The sequence below is a fragment of the Paraburkholderia ribeironis genome, assembly GCF_900019265.1.
GTDB lineage: Bacteria > Pseudomonadota > Gammaproteobacteria > Burkholderiales > Burkholderiaceae > Paraburkholderia > Paraburkholderia ribeironis.
Genome location: NZ_CYGX02000012.1, coordinates 187,667 through 208,382 on the forward strand (window position 1 = coordinate 187,667; position 20,716 = coordinate 208,382).

Below are 20,716 nucleotides of genomic sequence, written 5' to 3' on the forward strand. Positions count from 1 at the left end.
AATGACGCGTTGACGCGGCTACGGCTACGAGTGCGGCTGTGCTTGCGACTGTGCTTGCGGCTGCGGCTGGGTCTGCGGCTGCTCGTGCCACCACGTCGACGTGATCCAGCCTTCCGCGCCATAGTACAGCGGCAACGTTTTCGGCCATGCAAGACCGCGCCTGGACGCGACCCGATGCGTGCCGCTGTACCAGTGTGGCACGACATAGTAGCCATGCATCAGCAGCCGGTCGAGCGCATGCGTCGCGTCGACCAGTTGCTCGCGCGTCTGCGCCTGCACGAGCGCCTTCAGAATCGCATCGACCGCCGGCGATTTCAGACCGATCACGTTGTCGGAGCCGGGGGTATCGGCGGCCTTGCTGCCGAAGCGGGTGATCTGCTCCGAGCCCGGCACCTGCACGTCCGGCATGCGGATCGTCGTGACGTCGAAATCGAACGCGTCAAGACGCTTCTGATAGACGGCGAAATCCGCGACGCGAAACGTCGCGGTGATGCCGAGCTTCTGCAGATTGCGGATGAAGGTCGCGACGATCGGCTCCATCGACGTGGCCGAGCCCGAGTCGTCGAGAATCTCGAACTGGAACGGGTCGCCGTTGGCGTTACGCAATGCACCGTCGCGATAGGTCCAGCCGGCCTCCTGCAACAGCGCACGCGCCCGCAGCAGATTGTCGCGCAGCGAGCCCGGCGGATCGGTATCCGGTTGCTTCGGCGGCGGACCGAACACGGCGGGGTCGAGTTGCGCCCGCCACGGCTCGAGCAACGCCAGTTCACCCGGCGAAGGCAAGCCCTTGGCCTGCAAATCCGTGTTGGCAAAAAAACTGTCGATGCGCGTGTACTGATTGAAGAACAACTGCCGGTTCAGCCATTGAAAGTCGAGTGCGAGATCGAGCGCCTTGCGCACCCGCACGTCCTGAAACAACGGCCGTCGCGTGTTCAACATGAAGCCTTGCATGCCGGTGCCGTTGTGTTGCGGGAACTCACGCTTGATCAGCTCGCCGCTATCGAACTTCTTGCCGACGTCGCGCCGCACCCAGTTGCGCGCGACATACTCGACCAACGCATCGTACTCGCCGGCCTTGAATGCCTCGAGCCGCGCCGTGTTATCCGAATACAGCTTGTAGACGATGCGATCGAAGTTGTACATGCCGACGCGCACCGGCAAATCGGCGCCCCAGTAATTCGGGTCGCGCCTGAACGTGATGGTGCGGCCGTTGTCGTAGCGCTCGATCAGATAAGGGCCACTGCCGATCGGCTTTTCGAACGCGAGCTGGTCGAACGGAATGCGGCTGCCGTCCGGCTTCAATCCCCACTTGCGCGAGAACACCGGCATGCCGCCCGCAAGCAACGGCAACTCGCGATTGCGCTGGCGAAACTCGAAGCGGACGGTGTGCGGATCGACCACCACCGCACGCGTGATCTCGCTGAAGATCGACGCGAATTGCGGGGCGGCCTGCGGGCTCTTCAGCGTGTCGAGGGAGAACTTGACGTCCTCGGCGGTGACCGGATCGCCGTTAGAAAAGCGCGCGCGCGGATTGATATGGAACGTCACCGACAAGCCGTCCGGCGCGATGTCGATGTCGTCGGCGAGCAGCCCGTACGCCGATGCGACTTCGTCGCTACTACCGATCGTCAGGCTCTCGAACAGCAGGTCCACACCCGGCGCGGTATTACCGCGCAGCGTGAACGGATTGAATTTATCGAAGCTCGTGAGGCGGCTCGGATTGGCCAGCACCAGCGTGCCGCCTTTCGGCGCATCCGGGTTGACGTAATCGAAGTGCTTGAAACCGGCCGGATATTTCGGCGTGCCGTATTGCGCGATCGCGTGAACGGCATGGGCCTGCGGCGCTGCAAGCAGACCGGCCAAGGCGAGCGCGCACGCTGACGCGAGCGCGCTGGCCGAGCGCCATGCGCGCCGCAGCGCTGCGAGACCGAAACGCGAGGGTCCGTGAATCGCGCTGCACCGCACGCTGCGCCGAAATGCGCGAGGCGTTTGAACCCGTCGCGAGCCAGTTGTCATAGGGCCTTGCTGAATAGAGGGCAATTTAGGGGCAATTGCAATGTGAGAGAATTCTACCCAATTAATCCACGCCCTCTAATCCGCGCCATCTGCGCTGGAAGAGCGCGCGCCGTGCGCGACCTTCGCGTGCATGGCGCGCAAATCGTTCAGGAGGTTTCATGGGCTTCCTCGCCGGCAAACGTATCCTGCTGACCGGCTTGCTGTCGAACCGTTCGATTGCATACGGCATCGCGCAAGCCTGCCGACGCGAAGGTGCTGAATTGGCATTCACCTACGTCGGCGAGCGCTTCAAGGACCGCATCAGCGAATTCGCCACCGAGTTCGGCAGTGATCTGGTGTTCCCCTGCGACGTTGCCGATGATGCGCAGATCGACGCCCTCTTTGCGTCGCTCAAGCAACGCTGGGATGGCCTCGACGGTCTCGTCCACTCGATCGGCTTTGCACCGCGCGAAGCGATCGCAGGCGATTTCCTCGACGGCATGACACGTGAAAACTTCCGCATTGCGCATGACATCTCCGCCTACAGCTTCCCGGCGCTCGCAAAGGCCGCGCAATCGATGTTCACACCGAACGCAGCGCTGCTCACGCTCAGCTATCTCGGCGCCGAACGGGCGATTCCGAACTACAACACGATGGGACTCGCGAAGGCGTCGCTCGAAGCGAGCGTGCGTTATCTGGCGGTATCGCTCGGCGCGCAGGGCGTGCGCGTGAACGGCATTTCGGCGGGACCGATCAAGACGCTCGCCGCGAGCGGCATCAAAGGCTTCGGCAAGATTCTCGAATTCGTCGAGCAGAATGCGCCGCTCAAACGCAACGTGACGATCGAACAGGTCGGCAATACCGCCGCGTTTCTGCTGTCGGATCTGGCAGCCGGCGTGACGGCGGAAATCGTGCACGTCGATAGCGGCTTCAGTGCGGTGGTGGGCGGCATGGCTGCCGTGGCCGAGTAGATGATGAACGCGCTCGCTGCGTGGCGATGAATGCGTGCGCGGCATAGCGCATGACTCCAACCGCTGCCTCGATCGTTGCCGCCGCAACCGCGCGCCGGTGTGTGCTGCAAATGTAAAAAACCGCCCTTTTTCCGGGCGGTTTTTTTCATTTGCGACGCTGACCTGATCGCGCGCTACAGCTTAGTGCCAGCCACGACGGTGATCGTAGTGCTCGTGGCCGTAGCCGTGGCCCTGCGGGTGATGGCGATACCAGTCATCGCGCTCCCAGTAGCGACGGCCGTCCCAATAACGGTCGCCATGCCAGCCGATCACGATCCCTGGGCCGCCGTAGTACACAGGGGCCGGCTGATAAACAACAGGCGGCGGAGGCGGAGGCGGCGGTGCATATACCGGAGCCGGCGCGACGTAGACCGGCGCGGGAATGCCGATATTGACGCCAATGTTGACCCCGGCCATTGCAGCACCCGATGCGCCCAACGTCACAACCCCGATCAGAAGTGGAACAAGACGAATGGACTTCATTGATCACCCATCAAAAGAATGTGTTTTGTTGGCGGAAATATAGCGCAAGGCGGCGTAGCACGCATTTCAAGTTTGTAATAACTGATGCGGAAGATCGCATTGCCGGACGTCCGTAACGTCTGGTTACATGCGGGCGCATTCGTGAAGATGCCGTGCGCGTAATCGGAAACGTGTCGGGCAAATCCGTGCGTGATGTGCGCGTTGCATTCATCGCCACACCGTCGTTGCAGACATCACGACAACGGATCGACGCCGGCGGTGTCACTGATGCCAAAGGTCTGGACCGACCGCGACGGCAACGCGCGACCGGCGCTCGACATGGTGGCACACGCGGCGTTGTCGGCGTATCACGTACAGCGTCGGCGCAAGGCGGTACAGGCGGCCAGCACCGCCACGCGCGCCGCCGGTCTTTATGATGATCCGCTCCAGCGGGGCGGTCGTGGTGAACGGGGCCGGTCCGAAGGGCCGCGGGTCCTGTCCGGCCCATCGGGCCAGCGGGCAATTGCACACCGCGATTTCCCCGTAGCGACGGAATTACAAAAGTTGTCTGAGGTGGAAAATGTTCGAACGCTCGAACAGCAACGCCCCGAATTCATCTGCGCGCTCTCTGCTGCCGAGCAATCAATCAACTCATTCCTGCCAGGCTCGCTGGAGCATGGCCAGGCCCGCGCACGCGTGACCCGTTTGCTAGCTGCGTTGAGGCTCATCAAGGGCTGGCTGGGTGCCACGAAGAAGAATCACGACCTTGGGGAGCTTCTGATCGAGATATTCAAGGAGCGCGTGACCCGCGCTGAATGGGAGCGCACGGGGCGGCGGCATGATGCCCAGGAGAGAGCATCAGCATGCGACGCGCCGCACGATCCGCGAACCGCAGTTTGATTAATTTAGCATGATTAACAACAAATCAGAATCGGCTGATTGCACCAGAATCTCAGACCGTGCTAGCGTGATTCGTACAGTCCGAACCTATTTCTTAAAAGGAGTCTGAATGAGCAATGGGCAGAATTAAAACGAGATTTGGAGCCTCATTGCCGCAGTCAATACTGAACCCGCCGGCGAGTACACTGTCTATTTGGGAATGACGCACTTGCACGACAAACGGAACAAAACGCGTAAGCGACAAACCGGAAAACCAACATGAGCATTTGCTATGCGGTAGTCGAAGGTAGCTGGCACCAAGCTAACCGGCAAAACTGATGAACAGGGCTACGCAAAAATCGAGACTGATAGCGAACAGTCTGTGAGCATTCACGTCGCTTTCCATTCTCCCGCGCGAAAACTAAATACATCAGGAATCTAAAATAATGGCCGACTACGATAGTCGCAATTTTTGGACCTCTTCAACTACGGAAAAGAATGGCGACAAGCAGAACGCCATCGCAATATCGATCGATGACCGCGCCGCTACCCGTCAGGCGATCATCAAAGCGCTTGCACGAAAAGGTTACAGGTTGATTGAGCGTTCAGCGTGGCACGCAAAGCCCCCGAGAGGTGTGATGCGGGAAAGCCATTGGGATTATCAGGATATCGTCATGCACCACGCGGGCCGCAGCTATTCTTGTGGCGCGCCGTCTATTGAAGAAATGCAGCGCGTACAGGCGGAAGATATGGGCAGAAGCCCGCCTTTTGATGATGCGGGATACCACTATGCAGTTTCATGTCAGGGCGAGATATATGAAGCCCGTGATATTCGGTTTGTTGGTGAGCATGTGGCTGGCAGCAATTCCGGAAAAATTGGCATTGTGTTTCTGTCTGACTTTGTTGAGGCAGGTGAGGCCTATGAACAGGAATACAGCAGTCTATCGATTTTTGATAAGCTCAAAAATATTCGCGGGATTCTAACGGATCGGACCATTTCAGGGCATGATAAGCCGACCCCGACTCAGATTCAGGCTGCTACAGCTTTGTGTGGCGTCTTAAAATATTTTTTTAATATTTCCAGACTGGGCGGACACAGGGAATATCAAAGATTGGCAACGAATACTGGACGAGCCTGCCCTGGCAATCTTGGGATGGACGTTGTGAAATTGCTGCGTTCGAGGTTATCGCTATCTGCGCCGGGAAAGTGATCTACCATGAAAAAAAAGATGTTTTCAGCTATTCTTATTATTTCAGCAGTGCTGACACTCATTTTTAATTTATATGTCGGCTATTATTATTCGTATATCGATCATGACGAGCATGAGATTTATTTTTTAAAGAAATTTCCGACTTTAAGAAGGGAATTTGTCAATCCGTTTGCAAATGAAGGTGATGCTCCTCCCGTCAATGAACTATCAACCAATGTCCGCAGAGAGCTTTCCGATTTTTGCAAATATGCCTACGGCGTGCCTTTCAATGACTCAAAGTCACTTGAGGGTTGTAGGGCGCAGATTCTTCGAGAAATTCAGTAACCTGATTCAACAGCTTCCCTGTGGGTGGTCGAGCACAAGCTTTTTCTCGCTTGCACTCAAAACCCATCTGAGGGAGAAATAGCAAAGGAAACTACATGGGACTTTTTTACGCGGCTGTGGACGGCGATCCGCTAACGAGTCACGAGGATAGTCACGTTATTGCACGCGAAGGCCATCGCGCCGCCACGGTAAAGGGAGATGACGGCAAAATCCGAAGTGTGGTCTACATTGGCGATAGTGCCTGGTGTGGTGCATGCCAAAGCACGGGAGTCATCGTCGGCGGCGCGGGGATCAGTGAGAATCGCCGCATGATCGATCTGGCCGGGGGAGCCCGCCGCCAGGCAGTCGGCGGGGATGAGATTCACTGCAACTGTTCGACCCCACCGCGCGTCATTGCGATCCACGGAACGCGATGGTCCATCACCGACGATGCCAGACGTGAAGCAACGAGCCCCCAGAAGCCGGCCCCCCCGCCAGCACTGCCTGTCGAGCCGAAGCATGCACGTTGGTTCGCCATCGTCGACAGCACAACCGGCGAGCCCTTGCATGACCGCGAATTCATCGCAAACGTTGATGGTGCCAGACAGTCTGGAAGGACCGATAGCAACGGTTACGCACAGATTGCGACCGATGGTGAGAAGCCCATCGATATCCACATCGTTTTCAGCTCGCCCAGGCGCAAACTCAATGCATCGGGAAGCTGACGCTATCCGTTAGCCCTGTACGTGAAGAAGCCAAGGTTGTGCTGATCCGCGCACCCGCCGCCGTCATCGGGCGGCGCTGCACGCTCGGCGAGGTTGTGCGCGTCGCCCTGTTTGCTAGCTCAATTGCGAAGACTGTTTCTGAAGCCGGGCACAGTCGAGACAAGCCCCATACTTCACACATCGGATGGCATGCCGAAAAGGCGCAGCGCGCGACAATTTGGCTCCACCTAGGACGATGCAGGCGCACCTATAACTTTGTGCCGTGCCGCGACGTGGGTTGTTTTGTGGGTCGGAAAAACAAAAACCCCGTAAGTCCTTGAACTTACGGGGTTTCGCCACCATTGCTGGCGGAGACGGAGGGATTCGAACCCTCGATCCAGGTTTTGGCCCAGATGCTCCCTTAGCAGGGGAGTGCCTTCGACCTCTCGGCCACGTCTCCCAAACTTTCTGTCGCACAGGGAGTCAGTGCGACGAAGCCAAGATGATAGCGGGCCGAACCGCGAAGGTCAATGTCTGAAGAACACTTTTTGTGCCAGCTTTGTCATTGCCGCCGCATTTCGTTCACATTGGCCCTGTAAAGCAAACGGGATGCTCGCAAGCGTCCCGTCGTGCAGGCAATTTATGCCTGATCCAGTTCAAACGCCTTATGCAGCGCGCGCACTGCGAGCTCCATGTACTTCTCGTCGATCAGCACCGAAATCTTGATTTCGGAGGTCGAGATCATCTGGATGTTGATGCCCTCTTCCGACAGCGTGCGGAACATCGTGCTCGCGATACCGACGTGCGAACGCATGCCGACGCCGACCACCGACACCTTCGACACCTTCGGATCGCCCAGCACCTGCTCGGCCTGCACGTGGTCCTTCACCTGGCCGGTGAGGATGTCCATCGCGCGCTGATAGTCGCCGCGGCCGACCGTGAATGTAAACGCCGTTTTACCTTCGACGCTCTGGTTCTGGATGATCATGTCGACGTCGATATTCGCGTCCGCCACCGGGCCGAGAATCTGATACGCGATGCCCGGCTTGTCGGGCACGCCCATCACGGCGATACGAGCTTCGTCGCGCTGAAACGCGATGCCCGAGATGACTGCTTTTTCCATGGTCTCGTCTTCTTCAAAAGTAATCAGGGTGCCGGACTTCATTTCGGCGTCGAGCGGCATCAGCGGATCGGTCAGGCTCGACAGCACGCGCGTCTTCACCTGATATTTGCCGGCGAATTCCACCGAGCGGATCTGCAGCACCTTCGAACCCAGGCTGGCCATTTCCAGCATTTCCTCGAACGTCACGTGATCGAGCCGGCGCGCTTCTTCGACCACGCGCGGGTCGGTCGTATACACACCGTCGACGTCTGTGTAAATCAGGCACTCATCGGCTTTCAGCGCGGCCGCAACCGCCACCGCCGACGTATCCGAGCCGCCGCGGCCGAGCGTGGTGATGTGGCCTTCGGGATCGATGCCCTGGAAGCCGGTGATCACCACCACCCTGCCCGCGTCGAGATCGCGCATCACGCGCTCGCCGTCGATTTCGCTGATGCGCGCTTTCGTGAACGCGCTATCCGTTTTGACGGGCACTTGCCAGCCGGCGTAGCTGACCGCCTCGACGCCGACTTCCTGCAGCGCGATGGCGAGCAGTCCCGAGCTGACCTGCTCGCCCGTGGCGGCGATCATGTCGAGTTCGCGCGGGCTCGGCTGGGTCGTGATTTCTTTCGCGAGACCGAGCAAGCGGTTGGTTTCGCCGGACATTGCCGACGGCACGACGACCATCTTGTGGCCAGCCTTGTGCCATTTCGCGACGCGCCTGGCGACGTTCTTGATGCGCTCGACCGAGCCCATCGAGGTGCCGCCGTATTTGTGTACGATGAGTGCCATTGTCGTTCTGAACTGGAGGAGAAACCGCGCTGGCGCGCTGGAGACAACCGCACCAAAGCACAGGGGCGCAACGTCTTGTGAACGGCGGCAAAGTGTGTGGCGGCGTGAGTGCAGCACGCGTGCAGCACGCGCGGGTTTGCCCGGGAATGATCGCTAATGGCTGACCGGAAACGACGGATCACGCTCGGAAACCGACGATAGCGACAAAAGCGATGGTGAAATCGGGTCGGGCAAACAAGTAAACGTACCCGATTGAGCGCAAAAAGACAAGCCGCAACGACGATTGAAATGCGCGAAATCGGGGCCGCAAAGGCCGGGTTTTGTGCGGATTTACGCGTTTTTCCGCTTCGGCGGCTAGAGCCTCAAGGTGGGCTCCAAGTGGGCATCACGTGGGCATCAGCCACGCCTCGGGTGGCGCGTCCAGCCGCTCACGCGACCAGCAGATCTTCGCGCCAGAGCACTTCGACGCACGGTCCGGCGAAATCCAGCGATTCGGGTAACGCTGCACGATTCACGCCGAGCAACGGCACGAACAACAGTTCGTCGCCGACGTAAAGGAGCGGCACGTCGCGCTTCCACGCGGGAATACCGCGCTCCTGGAACAGGTTCTTCAAGGTTCGGTTCGCGGCGGCGGATGAACCCGTGCGCATCCGTTCGCCACCGCTGCGCGAACGTGCGCTCAACACGGCGCGCCGAAGAACGCTGACGGGAATAACGTCGCGGGCGTTGGCGCAGCAGCTTGCTACGTTCGCATCGGCGCCGGCCGGCTCCACCGCCGCAAACACGAACGTGCCACGCCACTGCGACAACCGCCAGATCGACTGACCCTGCCACACGAGTTCGCTGATCTCACGCGCGGCAAGCGCGGTTTCGTCGGCGGGTTCGCTGCTGTCGCCCGCTTCCCAATAAAGCAGGCCGCGATAGCTGCGCAACGCCTGCCCCGCATGGTCGATACGCAGACGATGCCCGTCACCCGCAGCGCCGACTTCGCGCAACTGGCGCAGCGCATCGGTCAGGCGCGCGCTCGATGCCGCTACCAGACCCAGTGTGCGCATCCAGTAGCGCAGCAGGTTGAGCGCACGATCGTCGTCGAACGCTAGCAGCGCGTCGTGCGACAGCGCGCGTCCTTCGTCCCGGCACGCCGCCTCCATGTCGATGCGCGCGAGCGCGTCGAGCAGACGTTGCGCCGACGCCGCATGCGCGGCCGTGCGCGCGAGCGCGTCACGAAAACCGGGAAAGTGCACGGCCAGCGCCGGCGTCACCTCGTGACGCAATGCATTGCGCGCGTAACGTGTGTCCGCGTTCGACTCGTCGTCGATCCAGCGCAGCGCGTGCACGCTCGCATACTGCTCGAGTTGCGCGCGCAGCAGATGAAGCAAGGGCCTCACGCGTGTGGCGCACGCGCCGGCCGGCGAAAACTCCGGCGCCATCGCCGCCAGACCCGCCAGACCTGCGCCGCGCAGCAGTTGCAGCAGCACGGTTTCCGCCTGGTCGTCGGCGTGCTGCCCGAGCCATAGCGTATGGACATCGTGGGCCGAACACATCGTGTCCAGCGCGCGATACCGCGCATCGCGCGCCGCCGCCTCGATGCTCACACCCGCATCGCGCGCCACCACCACGCGGCGCGCGTCGAATTCGACGCCACGCTCATGCGCAAAGGTCGCGCAATGCGCAAGCCACACATCGGCATGAGGACTCAGCCCGTGATGCACATGCAGCGCAATACAACGCGACGCGCCCGCGACGCGCACCGCCGCGTCGAGCAGCACACTCGAATCGACACCGCCGCTGAACGCGATCGCGATGCGGGCGTCGGCGGCAAGCGTGGCCAGCGCCAAACCGACCGCCTCGATAACGAAGCGGTCGGCGGGCATTTTGGCGGAGGGAGTCACGTCGCTAGCGCGTCGAGCGCCGGTGGACGAAAGGGAACACGCGCGGGCTCAGGCGCCCGGCGTCGTTTCCTTGAACTTGCCGTACGCCATCAGCCGTTCGAAACGGCGTTGACGCAGGTCGTTGATACTCATGCCCTGGAACTGGCGCAGCGAGTCGGCGAGCGCACGGCGCAACAACGCGGCCATGCCCTTCGGATCGCGATGCGCGCCACCCAGCGGCTCGTTGACGATCTTGTCGATCAGCCCGAGCGCCTTCAGACGATGCGCGGTCAGGCCGAGCGCTTCGGCGGCTTCCGACGCTTTCGCAGCGCTCTTCCACAGGATCGATGCGCAGCCTTCCGGCGAGATCACCGAATACGTGGAGAACTGCAGCATCAGCACGCTGTCGCCGACCGCGATCGCGAGCGCGCCGCCCGAACCGCCCTCGCCGATGATCGTAGCGATCAGCGGCGTCTTCAGTTCGGCCATCACGTACAGATTGCGGCCGATCGCCTCCGACTGGCCGCGCTCTTCCGCGCCGATGCCCGGATACGCGCCCGGCGTATCGATGAACGTGAAGATCGGCAGGCCGAATTTTTCGGCGAGACGCATCAGGCGCTCAGCCTTGCGATAGCCTTCCGGACGCGGCATGCCGAAGTTGCGCAGCGCGCGCTCCTTGGTGTCGCGGCCCTTCTGATGGCCGATCACCATGCAGGCCTGCCCGTTGAAACGCGCGAGGCCGCCGACGATCGACAGGTCGTCCGCATAGCTGCGCTCGCCATGCAGCTCGTGGAAATCGGTGAACAGCTCGTTCACGTAATCGAACGTGTACGGGCGTTGCGGGTGACGGGCGATTTGCGAAACCTGCCAGGGCGTGAGGTTCGCGTACAGATCTTTGGTCAGCTGCTGACTCTTCTTGGACAGCCGCTCGATTTCTTCCGAAATATCGACGGCCGAATCGTCCTGCACGAAGCGCAATTCTTCGATCTTCGCTTCGAGTTCAGCGATCGGCTGCTCGAAATCCAGAAAAGTGGTCTTCATTGGTTGTAATCCTTGGACTTACCGGCAGCGCGTATTCTAACCGCGCTCGCCGATGTCAAAACCATTTCTCAACTATCGAATTTTAAAAGCCAATAGTTTTCGAAATGACCACGCTCAGTGTTCTCAATAGTCGGCCGGCAGCGGATCGAGACTACGCCACATATACCAGGTGGCGACGGTGCGCCACGGCTCCCAGTTCGCCGCGACCTCACGCGCTTCGCTGCGCGTGACCGGCTCGCCGCTGAAATAGTTGACGCTGATCGCGCGGATCAGGCCGAGGTCGTCGAGCGGCAGCACATCGGGACGCGACAGATTGAAGATCAGGAACATCTCCGCTGTCCAGCGGCCGATGCCGCGAATCTGCGTGAGCTCGGCGATCACCGCCTCGTCTTCCATCGACGTCCATTTGCCGACGTGCAATGCACCGGACACGAAATGCTGCGCGAGATCGAGCACGTATTCGGCTTTACGCCTGGACAACCCGCACGCGGTCAGCTTCTCCTGACCGAGCTTGATGAACTGCTGCGGCACCAGCTTCGGACACGCGGCCTCGATCTTCGCCCACGCTGCCTGCGCGGACGCGACCGAAATCTGCTGCCCCACCACCGAACGCGCGAGCGTCACGAACGGATCACCGCGGCTCAGTAGATGCACCGGTCCGAATTTCGGAATCAGCTTTTTCAGAATGCGGTCGCGCTTGACGAGGTCCGCACACGCCTTGTCCCAGTACGCTGGACGCGTAACTTCAGGCGTGAGGCCGCCGATCTGCACGGGCACGGCGACTTCGCTCGCGTCCGCTGCTTCGCCGTCGACGCTTGCCGAAGCACGCGTCTTGCGCACGACTTCACCGGCACTCGCGCCGCGCGCCAGTTCCTGCACATCCCCCGCGAGGTCGGCTGGCAATGCGCCATTGCCTTTCGCGCGCGAGGTCCTTGCGCGCTTTGCAGCTGACGTAGCGGACGTGGGTGCCGATGCGCCATTGAGCGCGCGTTTGGCGGCAGTTTTTTGCGCGTCCCCCGACGCCGCGGCGGCTGCGTTCTTCGCCGCCATCCCGGCGGCTTTCGACGATGCCTTCTGTACCGCGCCGCTGCCCGCGCGAGCCGACGAGCGTGTCGGCTTTGCCGCGGCTTGCGCGTTTTTTTGAGACGCGGCTCGTTCAGCCGGCGTCTTCGTGGCCGTTGCCATCCTGCCTCCTGCCTGGCGAGTCGATCAAAGGGAAGTACGAGGTGCGCTCACACGCGCCGCCACTCGGTCAACCCGCCGGGTTTGTCTTCAAGTGCAACACCGGCCTCGAGCAATTCAGCCCGGATCCGGTCTGCTGCCGCATAATCTTTCGCCTGCTTGGCCGCCACGCGTGCGGCGATCTTCGCTTCGATCGCGGCGGGCTCGAGCGCGCCTTCGACCGCGGCGCCCGCTGCCTGCTGCAGGTACGCACGCGGCTCGCGGCCGAGCAGTCCGAGCACCGCGCCGAGCGAGCGCAATTGACGGGCCAGCGCGGGGTCGCGCGTGCGGTTCACTTCAGTTGCCAACTCGAACAACACCGACACCGCGACCGGTGTGTTGAAGTCGTCGTTCATCGCCGCCTGGAAACGCTGCGCGTGCGCTTCGTTCCAGTCGAGCGCGGCGGCGTCCGGCGTCACGTCCTTCAGCGCGGTGTACAAACGCGCGAGCGCGTTGCGGGCGTCGTCGATGTGCACATCGCTGTAATTCAACGGCGAACGGTAGTGCGCGCGTGCAATGAAAAAACGCACGACTTCCGCATCGTACTGCGCCAACACTTCACGAATCGTAAAGAAATTATTCAACGACTTCGACATCTTCTCATTGTCGATCTGTACGTAGCCGTTGTGCATCCAGTAATTGACGAAGGTTTGACCGGTAGCAGCTTCACTCTGCGCGATTTCGTTTTCGTGGTGCGGAAACTGCAGGTCCTGGCCGCCGCCATGAATGTCAAACTGTTCACCGAGCAGCGTGCAGCCCATTGCTGAGCATTCGATATGCCAGCCCGGACGGCCGCGTCCGTACTTCGAGTCCCAGCCGGTGTCGGCGGGCTCGTCGGGCTTCGCCTGCTTCCACAGCACGAAGTCGAGCGGGTCCTGTTTGGCGTCGTTGGCCGCGACGCGTTCGCCCGCGCGCAGATCCTCGAGCGACTTGCCCGACAGCTTGCCGTAGCCGGCAAATTTGCGCACCGCGTAGTTGACGTCGCCGTCGCTCGCCTGGTACGCGTAGCCGTTCGCCTCGAGCGTTTCGATCATGCCGAGCATCTGCGGGATGAAGTCAGTGGCGCGCGGCTCGATGTCGGGCCGCTGGATGCCGAGCGCGTCCGCGTCTTCATGCAACGCCTTGATGAAGCGATCGGTCAGCGACTTGATGGTCTCACCGTTCTCGACGGCGCGCCGGATGATCTTGTCGTCGATATCCGTGATGTTGTTCACATAGGTCACGTCATAGCCGAGCGTGCGCAGCCAGCGCTGCACGATGTCGAACACGACCATCACCCGCGCATGGCCGACATGACAATAGTCATACACGGTCATCCCGCAGACGTACATCCGCACGACGCCTGCTCGCAGCGGCACGAAGGTTTGCTTGTCACGCGCGAGCGTGTTGTAGATGCGCAGTGATTCCATAGAGAACGGTGCGTGGGCCGAAAGAAATCCGCATTGTGTTTCGTGCGCGCCGGGCCCCGCGAACGAGACGGCGGGTGCGTCGCATACAGCAAAACCGGTGCAGCTGGTGCGGCGGTCAGGCTGCGATCAAGGCGGAGACGACCACGAGTGGCGAAAAGACAGTCGGCGGTTCGACGGAACGCGCAGACCTTTTGTTAGAATGGGTCGGAGTATAACATCCAGACCTGAGCCTATGAAACCTTCCAGCGGCCGCGCGCGCAGCGCTGCGACCCTCGCCGCGACGGCGTTCAGCGGCGTCACGCGCGGCATTACCCGTGACGCGACGCGTGCCCTCGCCATGCGCGTCACCGTGGCTGTTGCCCTTGCGGTTGTGCCGGCTGCGGCCGTCTATGCGCAGAAGGCCGCGGTCATGCCGCAAGGCCCCGCTACCCGCGACAACACGCCGGAAGTCGATGCGTCGATCGCGCAGAAAAACTGGCAAGCCGCGCTGACCCAGCTCGACGCGCGCATCGCCTCGAATCCGCACGACGTGCAGGCGAAGTTCAAGCGCGGCACGGTGCTCGCGCACCTGAATCGCGACGACGAAGCGATCGCCGCTTTCACCGAACTCACGCAGCTCTACCCCGAGTTGCCCGAGCCGTACAACAACCTCGCGGCGCTCTACGCGAAGCGAGGCCAGTTCGCCGAAGCGCGCGCCGCGCTCGAAACCGCGACGAAGGTCAATCCGGGCTACGGCCTCGCGTACGAAAATCTCGGCGACCTGTACCTGCGCATGGCCAACGAGGCCTACCGTCACGCGCAGGGTCTCGGCAAGGCGAGCGCCACGACCACGCAGCGTCTCGCGGACATCCAGAAGATCGTCTCGCCGCCCAAGACCCGTACCCCGGCCAAACAGGCCGCGGCGCCAGCCACCAGCGAAACGGCGCACGCTCCGTCGAACCTCATGCAGATGCCGAGCTTCCAGTTCGGCGGCACGAACGGCTCACTCGCCATGCCGCCTTACATGGCGCCGTCACAGTAAAGCCGGCACGGTTTTGGCAGCCTGCGGCACTTGTTTTCCCAACCCCGAGGATTTTCATGAAATGGTTGATGTTGGCGCTCGGCAGCGCCGCCCTGATCGCAAACGCACCCGCCTTTGCCCAGTCCGGTTCCCAGGCCGCGCATCCGTCCGTCCTCCTCAAGACATCGGATGGCGACATCCGCGTCGAGTTGTATCCTGAGAAAGCGCCGAAGACGGTTGCCAATTTCCTCGACTACGTGAAGTCCGGCCAGTACAGCGGCACGATCTTTCATCGCGTGATTCCGGGCTTCATGATCCAGGGCGGCGGTTACACGCAGAGCTTCGCTGAGAAGCCGACGCGCGCGCCGATTCCGCTCGAAAGCCGCAACGGTCTGAAGAACATGGCCGGCACGCTGGCGATGGCGCGCACCAGCGATCCGAATTCGGCCACCGCGCAGTTCTTCATCAACACGGTGGACAACGCCGGCCTCGACTATCCGAATCCGGACGGCAGCGGCTACGCGGTGTTCGGCAAGGTCACGAGCGGCATGGAGGTCGTGAAGAAAATCGAAGCCACGCCTACCACCTCGCGCGGCCCGATGAGCGACGTGCCGCAAAAGCCGATCGTGATCGAATCGGCCACGGTGGTCGGCAAGTAAGGACGCGAACGCGCTCAAGCTCGGGCGCGCATGCGCGTCGACGCAAAATCCACGCCCCGGCGCGGTCCGTCGTCATTGCATGACGACTCACCGCGCCGTTTATCCACCCCGTTCATCAAAGGATTCCATCATGGTTGAACTGCATACGAACCACGGCGTCATCAAACTCGAACTGGACGCTGACAAGGCGCCGAAGTCGGTTGAGAACTTCCTCAACTACGTGAAGACCGGCCACTACGACAACACAGTGTTCCACCGCGTGATCGACGGCTTCATGATCCAGGGCGGCGGTTTCGAACCCGGCATGAAGCAGAAGCCGACGGCCGAGCCGATCAACAACGAAGCGAACAACGGCCTGAAGAACGTCAATGGCTCGATCGCGATGGCTCGTACGAACGATCCGCATTCGGCAACCGCGCAATTCTTCATCAACGTGAACGACAATGACTTCCTGAACCACTCGTCGCCGACGCCGCAGGGCTGGGGTTACGCGGTGTTCGGCAAGGTGGTCGAAGGCATGGACGTCGTCGAGAAGATCAAGAAGGTCAAGACCGGTTCGAAGGGCTTCCATCAGGACGTGCCGACCGACGACGTCGTGATCGAAAAGGCCGTGATCGTCGACTAAGGCGTCAGCGCGTTCCAACCGACATCAGGCATCTTCAATGCTGCAAGAAACGCCGCTGCGAAGCGTCGTCGCGGGCGTGCCTGGCGAGGGCAAACGCCCGCACGCCGCACGCCCGTTTTATATCCTCTCCGACATTCATTTGAGCGAGGCGATTCCGCGCACGGTCGCCGCGTTCGAACACTTCGTTCGCATCACCGCCGAGCAGGCGGATTCGGTGTTCATACTCGGCGATCTGTTCGAGTACTGGATCGGCGACGACATGCTGGCCGAGCCGTTCGTCGCGCGCATCGCGACGCTGCTGCACACATTGTCCGAGCGTGGCATCGCGCTCTACATCATGCATGGCAACCGCGACTTTCTGCTCGGCAAGCGTTTCATGAAAGCGGCTGGCGCGATCTGGCTGCCCGATCCGTTCGTGATCACCGCGTTCGGCACGCGCGTCGCGCTCGCGCACGGCGACGGTCTGTGCACCGCCGATCACGGCTATCAGCTGTTCCGCAATGTCGCGCGCAACCGTTTCGCGCAGATGCTGTTTCTGGCGTGGCCATTTCGCTGGCGCCAGAAGCTGGCCGAAAACATGCGCGCGAAAAGCGAGCATGGCCGCTTGCGGCCGGTATCGATGAAATACGACGTGACGCCGAAGGCCGTCGCCGCGTTGTTCAAGAGGTCGAAAACGGCGACGATCATTCACGGACACACACATTTGCCGGCGCGGCATCGTGAGCCGGGCGGCACGCGTTGGGTGCTGCCGGATTGGGATCTCGATCACGGCCAGCGCCGCGGCGGGTATCTGCGTATCGATGCAGAAGGGATTCGGGCGCTGCCGCTGGATTGATGGTGGGATCGTTGCAGCCGTCAGGCGTGAAGCCTCGTTGAGGAAGGTGTGCCGGAAGGTGCACCCGAAGCTGGGCCAAGCGAAACAATCTCATTGAAACAGTCTCGCTGAAACCGTCTCACTGAGACAGTCTCGCTGAAACTGGCTCACCGAAGGCGGCTCGACCAGGCCTCGGCTCAACCAGGCCTCTCTGCGTGAAGCCACCCTGAGCCACCCTGAGCCACCCTGCGCGAAGCCGCACGGAGCCCGCCACCATTCGCCGCACCAGGCGCACGACGACTAGCGCTGCGCCGCCACTCCTTCCACCTTGCCCGCAATCGCGGCCGACAGACGCCGCAGATCGAGCAACGCCGCATCCGCGCCTTGCAGGCCTTCGAGGCTCGTGCCCAACCGCTCCAGCGCAGCGACGATTTCGTCGATACGCTTCGCTTGCGTGGCGGCGTGATCGATCAGGCCGTGAATCGCCAGCGACACCGGATCGTCCGCGTTCGGCGTGATGCCGTACGCGCAGAACGCGCTACTGTCCGCGGCGCGTTTTGCCCCGTGCGCGGCGCCGCTGGATTCGCCGTTCGCAGTCGCCGTTGCCGCGGCCAACGCCGCCGCCGGGACGATGATGCGCGCCGGATTACCGACCGCCGTGCCCCGTGCGGGCACCGGCTTGGTCACCACGGCGTTCGAGCCGATCTTCGCCTGCGCGCCGATCGTGAAGCCGCCCAGCACCTTCGCGCCTGCGCCCACGATCACGCCCTGCTCCAGCGTCGGATGCCGCTTCGCGCCACGCGTGAGCGAGGTGCCGCCGAGCGTCACGCCCTGATAGATCGTGCAGTCGTCGCCGATCTGCGCGGTCTCGCCGATCACCACACCCATGCCGTGATCGATAAACACGCGCCGCCCCACTGTCGCGCCCGGATGAATTTCGATGCCGGTCATGAAGCGCGCCATTTGCGAGATGAAACGCGCAAGCCAGCGGCGCCTCGCCTGCCAGAAGGCATGCGCGAGCCGGTGCAACACGAGCGCGTGCAGGCCCGGATAACACGTGAGGACTTCCCATGCGCTGCGGGCGGCGGGATCGCGCTCGCGGATCGTGGCGATGTCTTCGCGAAGTCTCGTGAACATGGCAGGGACTGTGTTGTGGGAGAAGGAACCGCCGGCGCGCTACGTCACGCGCGACGGCAGGGTTGCCGCTTAGCACGGCGGCAGCTTAGCCTGGAACGTTTTCGGGATTGTAGGTCGATTGCGCAAAACCTGCCGCAAGCCCACGCTGCCCGCAAGGTCGTCGGACGAATGCGGCGCTCAGGAAGCGTCGTCGTCCGGTCGCCGCGTCTTCAGCAGAATGTGCTTGGCGATGCCGCGCACGATGTTCACTTCCTCGCGCTCGAGGCCGGAGCGCGCGAACAACCGGCGCAGGCGGGACATCAGCTTCTTCGGGTTGGCCGGATCGAGAAACTCGAGCGCGACCAGAGCGCTTTCCAGATGCGCGAACATGCTCTCGATCTCGTCGCTCGCCGCGCGCACGCCGGCTGGGCCGCCCTGCCCCGCGCTCACGTCGCGCACGTCGCGCACGTCGCGCACGTCGCGCACGACGGGCGTCTCACTCGCCGCGTCGTCGGCCGACAGATACGTCGTACGCAGTTCATAGGCCAGCACCTGCACGGCCTGCGCGAGATTGAGCGAACTGTAGGCCGGATTGGCCGGAATATGCACGAGCGCGCTGCATCGCTCGACGTCCTCGTTCGACAGGCCCGTGCGCTCGTTGCCGAACACCAACGCGATCTCGCCGTGCACCGCCTGCTCATGCGCGACGGCCGCCGCGGCGCGCGGGGTCCATTGCGGCGGACCGTATTCACGCAGCCGCGCGGTCAGCGCGATCGACCAGTGCACGCCACTCAACGCGTCGGCAAGCGTCGGCACGACATGCGCGGAGGCGAGCACATCGTCGGCGCCGCTCGCCATCGCGATCGCTTCCGGATCGCTCTGCACGTGCGGCACGCGCGGCGACACCAGCACGAGCCGCGAGAAGCCCATGGTCTTCAGCGCACGCGCCGCGGCGCCGACATTGCCCGGATGACTGGGCTCGACCAGCACGAAGCGCGTCGAGGTGAAACCGCCGCGCAGCTCGGCCACGGTGGGATCGGAAGAATGGTGGGTGTGGTCCACGATGCAACTCTGCAGGCTAAAGACGCGTATGGTAGCGCCAACCTCGCGCGGTTTTGAATCGCGCGTTCGCGCGGCGTAGCGGATCGCGCGTGAACGGCGGGCCACCCGGCAGCGGCGGGGGGGCCACCAAGTCGCCGCCACGTCACCGCCGCATCACCCCGCCACGTCACAGCTACGTCACAGCCATGTGGTCGCTATGTGGTCGCTACGTAGCCGCTATGGAACAGCCACACAGCCGCCATGCGGCCTTCACGCCGCGGCCGTCCCGGGTCAGAGCTCGGACCGATCGCGGCCAGATTCCAGCCCTCTTGCCCGCCCGCGCCGCCAACGCTGCCGCGACGCCCGGACTCAGGTAAAATACGCCAATTCGCGTCCGGCTCAAGCCCCCGCCAAGCCGTGCGCCTCGTTCTTATTCAATTCGTCTCCGTCGGCGGAATGCGCACCGGTCTTTTGCCGGGCGAGCGTTCCGTGCTGTTTTTCGCGCCTCTTCGAGGGTGCCCAGTTAGCGCAGGTTTAGCGCTCATTTTCCGGCAAGCAGCCGTGCTGCCCCGGCACAAGGATCCAGTCTCATGCATCCCATGCTCAATATCGCTGTGAAGGCCGCGCGCCGCGCAGCCCAGATCATCAACCGCGCGTCGCTCGACCTCGATCTGATCCAGGTCAGCAAGAAGCAGCACAACGATTTCGTCACGGAGATCGACAAGGCGTCCGAAGCGGCGATCATCGACACGCTGAAGACCGCCTACCCCGATCACGCCATCCTCGCCGAAGAATCCGGCAAATCGGACCACGAATCCGAGTACCAGTGGATCATCGATCCGCTCGACGGCACCACCAATTTCATCCACGGTTTTCCGTACTACTGCGTGTCGATCGCGCTGGCGCACAAGGGCACCGTGACGCAGGCCGTGGTCTATGACCCGACCCGCAACGACCTGTTCACCGCATCGCGCGGCCGTGGCGCGTTCCTGAACAATCGCCGCATCCGCGTGGCCAAGCGCGACCGGCTGGCCGACGGCCTGATCGGCACCGGCTTCCCGTTCCGCGAAACGGACACCCTCGAAGCGTACGGCCGCCAGTTCGCTGAAATGACCGCTGCCTGCGCCGGCCTGCGCCGTCCGGGCGCGGCCGCGCTGGATCTGGCGAACGTCGCCGCCGGCCGCATGGACGGCTTCTTCGAGCAGGGCCTGAGTCCGTGGGACGTCGCCGCGGGCAGCCTGCTGATCACCGAAGCCGGCGGCCTCGTCGGCAACTACACCGGCGACTCGGACTTCCTGCACGTCGGCGAAATCGTCGCAGGCAACCCGAAGATTTACGCGCAGATGGTTCCGATCCTGTCGCGTTTCAGCCGCACGCGTCAGCAGTCGGCTTAAGCCCGCCTGGGACCGAGCCCGGGTCGGCGTCGGCATCGGCATCGGCATCGGCGTCGGCATCGGCATCGGC

19 protein-coding genes and 1 tRNA gene are annotated in these 20,716 nt (G+C 62.3%); 10 read left to right on the forward strand and 10 right to left on the reverse strand.

Annotation, left to right across the window (positions count from 1 at the left end):
* Positions 1 to 24 precede the first annotated feature (24 nt).
* Positions 25 to 2,016, reverse strand: a complete 1,992-nt coding sequence (locus BN2475_RS06605; RefSeq protein ID WP_094778747.1) for an extracellular solute-binding protein — start codon at positions 2,014 to 2,016, stop codon at positions 25 to 27.
* Positions 2,017 to 2,174: 158 nt separating this feature from the next.
* Between BN2475_RS06605 and fabI the strand changes: the two genes are divergently transcribed.
* A complete protein-coding gene (gene fabI, locus BN2475_RS06610) occupies positions 2,175 to 2,966 on the forward strand; it encodes an enoyl-ACP reductase FabI (protein WP_094778748.1) in 792 nt (263 codons plus the stop codon).
* Between the two features lie 180 nt (positions 2,967 to 3,146).
* Here fabI and BN2475_RS06615 read toward each other — a convergent pair whose 3' ends face one another.
* Positions 3,147 to 3,488, reverse strand: coding sequence for a hypothetical protein (locus BN2475_RS06615; RefSeq protein ID WP_094778749.1), 342 nt, complete (start codon positions 3,486 to 3,488; stop codon positions 3,147 to 3,149).
* 267 nt (positions 3,489 to 3,755) lie between these two features.
* Between BN2475_RS06615 and BN2475_RS36310 the strand changes: the two genes are divergently transcribed.
* The 4 genes from BN2475_RS36310 to BN2475_RS06630 all read left to right on the forward strand — a co-directional run bounded on the left by BN2475_RS36310 (position 3,756) and on the right by BN2475_RS06630 (position 6,585).
* The gene (locus tag BN2475_RS36310; RefSeq protein WP_174641884.1) at positions 3,756 to 4,367 is read left to right on the forward strand and encodes a hypothetical protein; all 612 of its coding nucleotides are present in this window, start codon (positions 3,756 to 3,758) and stop codon (positions 4,365 to 4,367) included.
* 425 nt (positions 4,368 to 4,792) lie between these two features.
* A complete protein-coding gene (locus BN2475_RS06625; protein ID WP_094778750.1) occupies positions 4,793 to 5,557 on the forward strand; it encodes a peptidoglycan recognition protein family protein in 765 nt (254 codons plus the stop codon).
* Between the two features lie 6 nt (positions 5,558 to 5,563).
* Positions 5,564 to 5,881, forward strand: a complete 318-nt coding sequence (locus tag BN2475_RS33435; protein ID WP_143325736.1) for a hypothetical protein — start codon at positions 5,564 to 5,566, stop codon at positions 5,879 to 5,881.
* A 95-nt stretch (positions 5,882 to 5,976) separates the two neighbouring features.
* Positions 5,977 to 6,585, forward strand: a complete 609-nt coding sequence (locus BN2475_RS06630; protein ID WP_094778751.1) for a PAAR domain-containing protein — start codon at positions 5,977 to 5,979, stop codon at positions 6,583 to 6,585.
* 345 nt (positions 6,586 to 6,930) lie between these two features.
* Here BN2475_RS06630 and BN2475_RS06635 read toward each other — a convergent pair.
* From BN2475_RS06635 to cysS, 6 genes are all read right to left on the reverse strand, one after another.
* Positions 6,931 to 7,024 (reverse strand) — tRNA-Ser (locus BN2475_RS06635).
* 180 nt (positions 7,025 to 7,204) lie between these two features.
* Entirely contained in the window at positions 7,205 to 8,455 is a 1,251-nt protein-coding gene (locus BN2475_RS06640) for an aspartate kinase (RefSeq protein WP_094778752.1), read from the reverse strand.
* A 428-nt stretch (positions 8,456 to 8,883) separates the two neighbouring features.
* Positions 8,884 to 10,347, reverse strand: coding sequence for a tRNA lysidine(34) synthetase TilS (gene tilS, locus BN2475_RS06645; protein WP_094778753.1), 1,464 nt, complete (start codon positions 10,345 to 10,347; stop codon positions 8,884 to 8,886).
* Positions 10,348 to 10,395: 48 nt separating this feature from the next.
* Positions 10,396 to 11,367, reverse strand: a complete 972-nt coding sequence (locus BN2475_RS06650) for an acetyl-CoA carboxylase carboxyltransferase subunit alpha (RefSeq protein WP_094778754.1) — start codon at positions 11,365 to 11,367, stop codon at positions 10,396 to 10,398.
* Between the two features lie 123 nt (positions 11,368 to 11,490).
* Positions 11,491 to 12,552 (reverse strand): endonuclease III domain-containing protein, encoded by a 1,062-nt coding sequence (locus BN2475_RS06655; RefSeq protein WP_094778755.1) that lies wholly within the window; start codon positions 12,550 to 12,552, stop codon positions 11,491 to 11,493.
* A 47-nt stretch (positions 12,553 to 12,599) separates the two neighbouring features.
* Positions 12,600 to 13,997, reverse strand: a complete 1,398-nt coding sequence (gene cysS, locus BN2475_RS06660; protein ID WP_094778756.1) for a cysteine--tRNA ligase — start codon at positions 13,995 to 13,997, stop codon at positions 12,600 to 12,602.
* Between the two features lie 232 nt (positions 13,998 to 14,229).
* Between cysS and BN2475_RS06665 the strand changes: the two genes are divergently transcribed.
* The 4 genes from BN2475_RS06665 to BN2475_RS06680 all read left to right on the forward strand — a co-directional run bounded on the left by BN2475_RS06665 (position 14,230) and on the right by BN2475_RS06680 (position 17,116).
* Positions 14,230 to 15,018 (forward strand): tetratricopeptide repeat protein, encoded by a 789-nt coding sequence (locus BN2475_RS06665; RefSeq protein WP_094778757.1) that lies wholly within the window; start codon positions 14,230 to 14,232, stop codon positions 15,016 to 15,018.
* A 56-nt stretch (positions 15,019 to 15,074) separates the two neighbouring features.
* Positions 15,075 to 15,656, forward strand: a complete 582-nt coding sequence (locus BN2475_RS06670; RefSeq protein ID WP_094778758.1) for a peptidylprolyl isomerase — start codon at positions 15,075 to 15,077, stop codon at positions 15,654 to 15,656.
* 130 nt (positions 15,657 to 15,786) lie between these two features.
* Positions 15,787 to 16,281 carry a peptidylprolyl isomerase gene (locus BN2475_RS06675; RefSeq protein ID WP_094778759.1) on the forward strand — a complete coding sequence of 165 codons (495 nt, stop codon included), beginning with the start codon at positions 15,787 to 15,789 and terminating at the stop codon, positions 16,279 to 16,281.
* Between the two features lie 37 nt (positions 16,282 to 16,318).
* Positions 16,319 to 17,116, forward strand: coding sequence for a UDP-2,3-diacylglucosamine diphosphatase (locus tag BN2475_RS06680; protein ID WP_094778760.1), 798 nt, complete (start codon positions 16,319 to 16,321; stop codon positions 17,114 to 17,116).
* A 279-nt stretch (positions 17,117 to 17,395) separates the two neighbouring features.
* On the opposite strand, the gene cysE is transcribed toward BN2475_RS06680, so the two are convergent.
* Together cysE and BN2475_RS06690 are read right to left on the reverse strand one after the other, a co-directional pair.
* Complete coding sequence (gene cysE, locus BN2475_RS06685) at positions 17,396 to 18,232, reverse strand: serine O-acetyltransferase (RefSeq protein ID WP_094778761.1); 837 nt, start codon at positions 18,230 to 18,232, stop codon at positions 17,396 to 17,398.
* Positions 18,233 to 18,409: 177 nt separating this feature from the next.
* Positions 18,410 to 19,273 (reverse strand): RNA methyltransferase, encoded by an 864-nt coding sequence (locus BN2475_RS06690; RefSeq protein ID WP_094778762.1) that lies wholly within the window; start codon positions 19,271 to 19,273, stop codon positions 18,410 to 18,412.
* 569 nt (positions 19,274 to 19,842) lie between these two features.
* Here BN2475_RS06690 and BN2475_RS06695 point away from each other — a divergent pair.
* On the forward strand, positions 19,843 to 20,646 hold the full coding sequence (locus BN2475_RS06695) for an inositol monophosphatase family protein (protein ID WP_094778763.1): 804 nt from the start codon (positions 19,843 to 19,845) through the stop codon (positions 20,644 to 20,646).
* Positions 20,647 to 20,716: the final 70 nt, after the last annotated feature.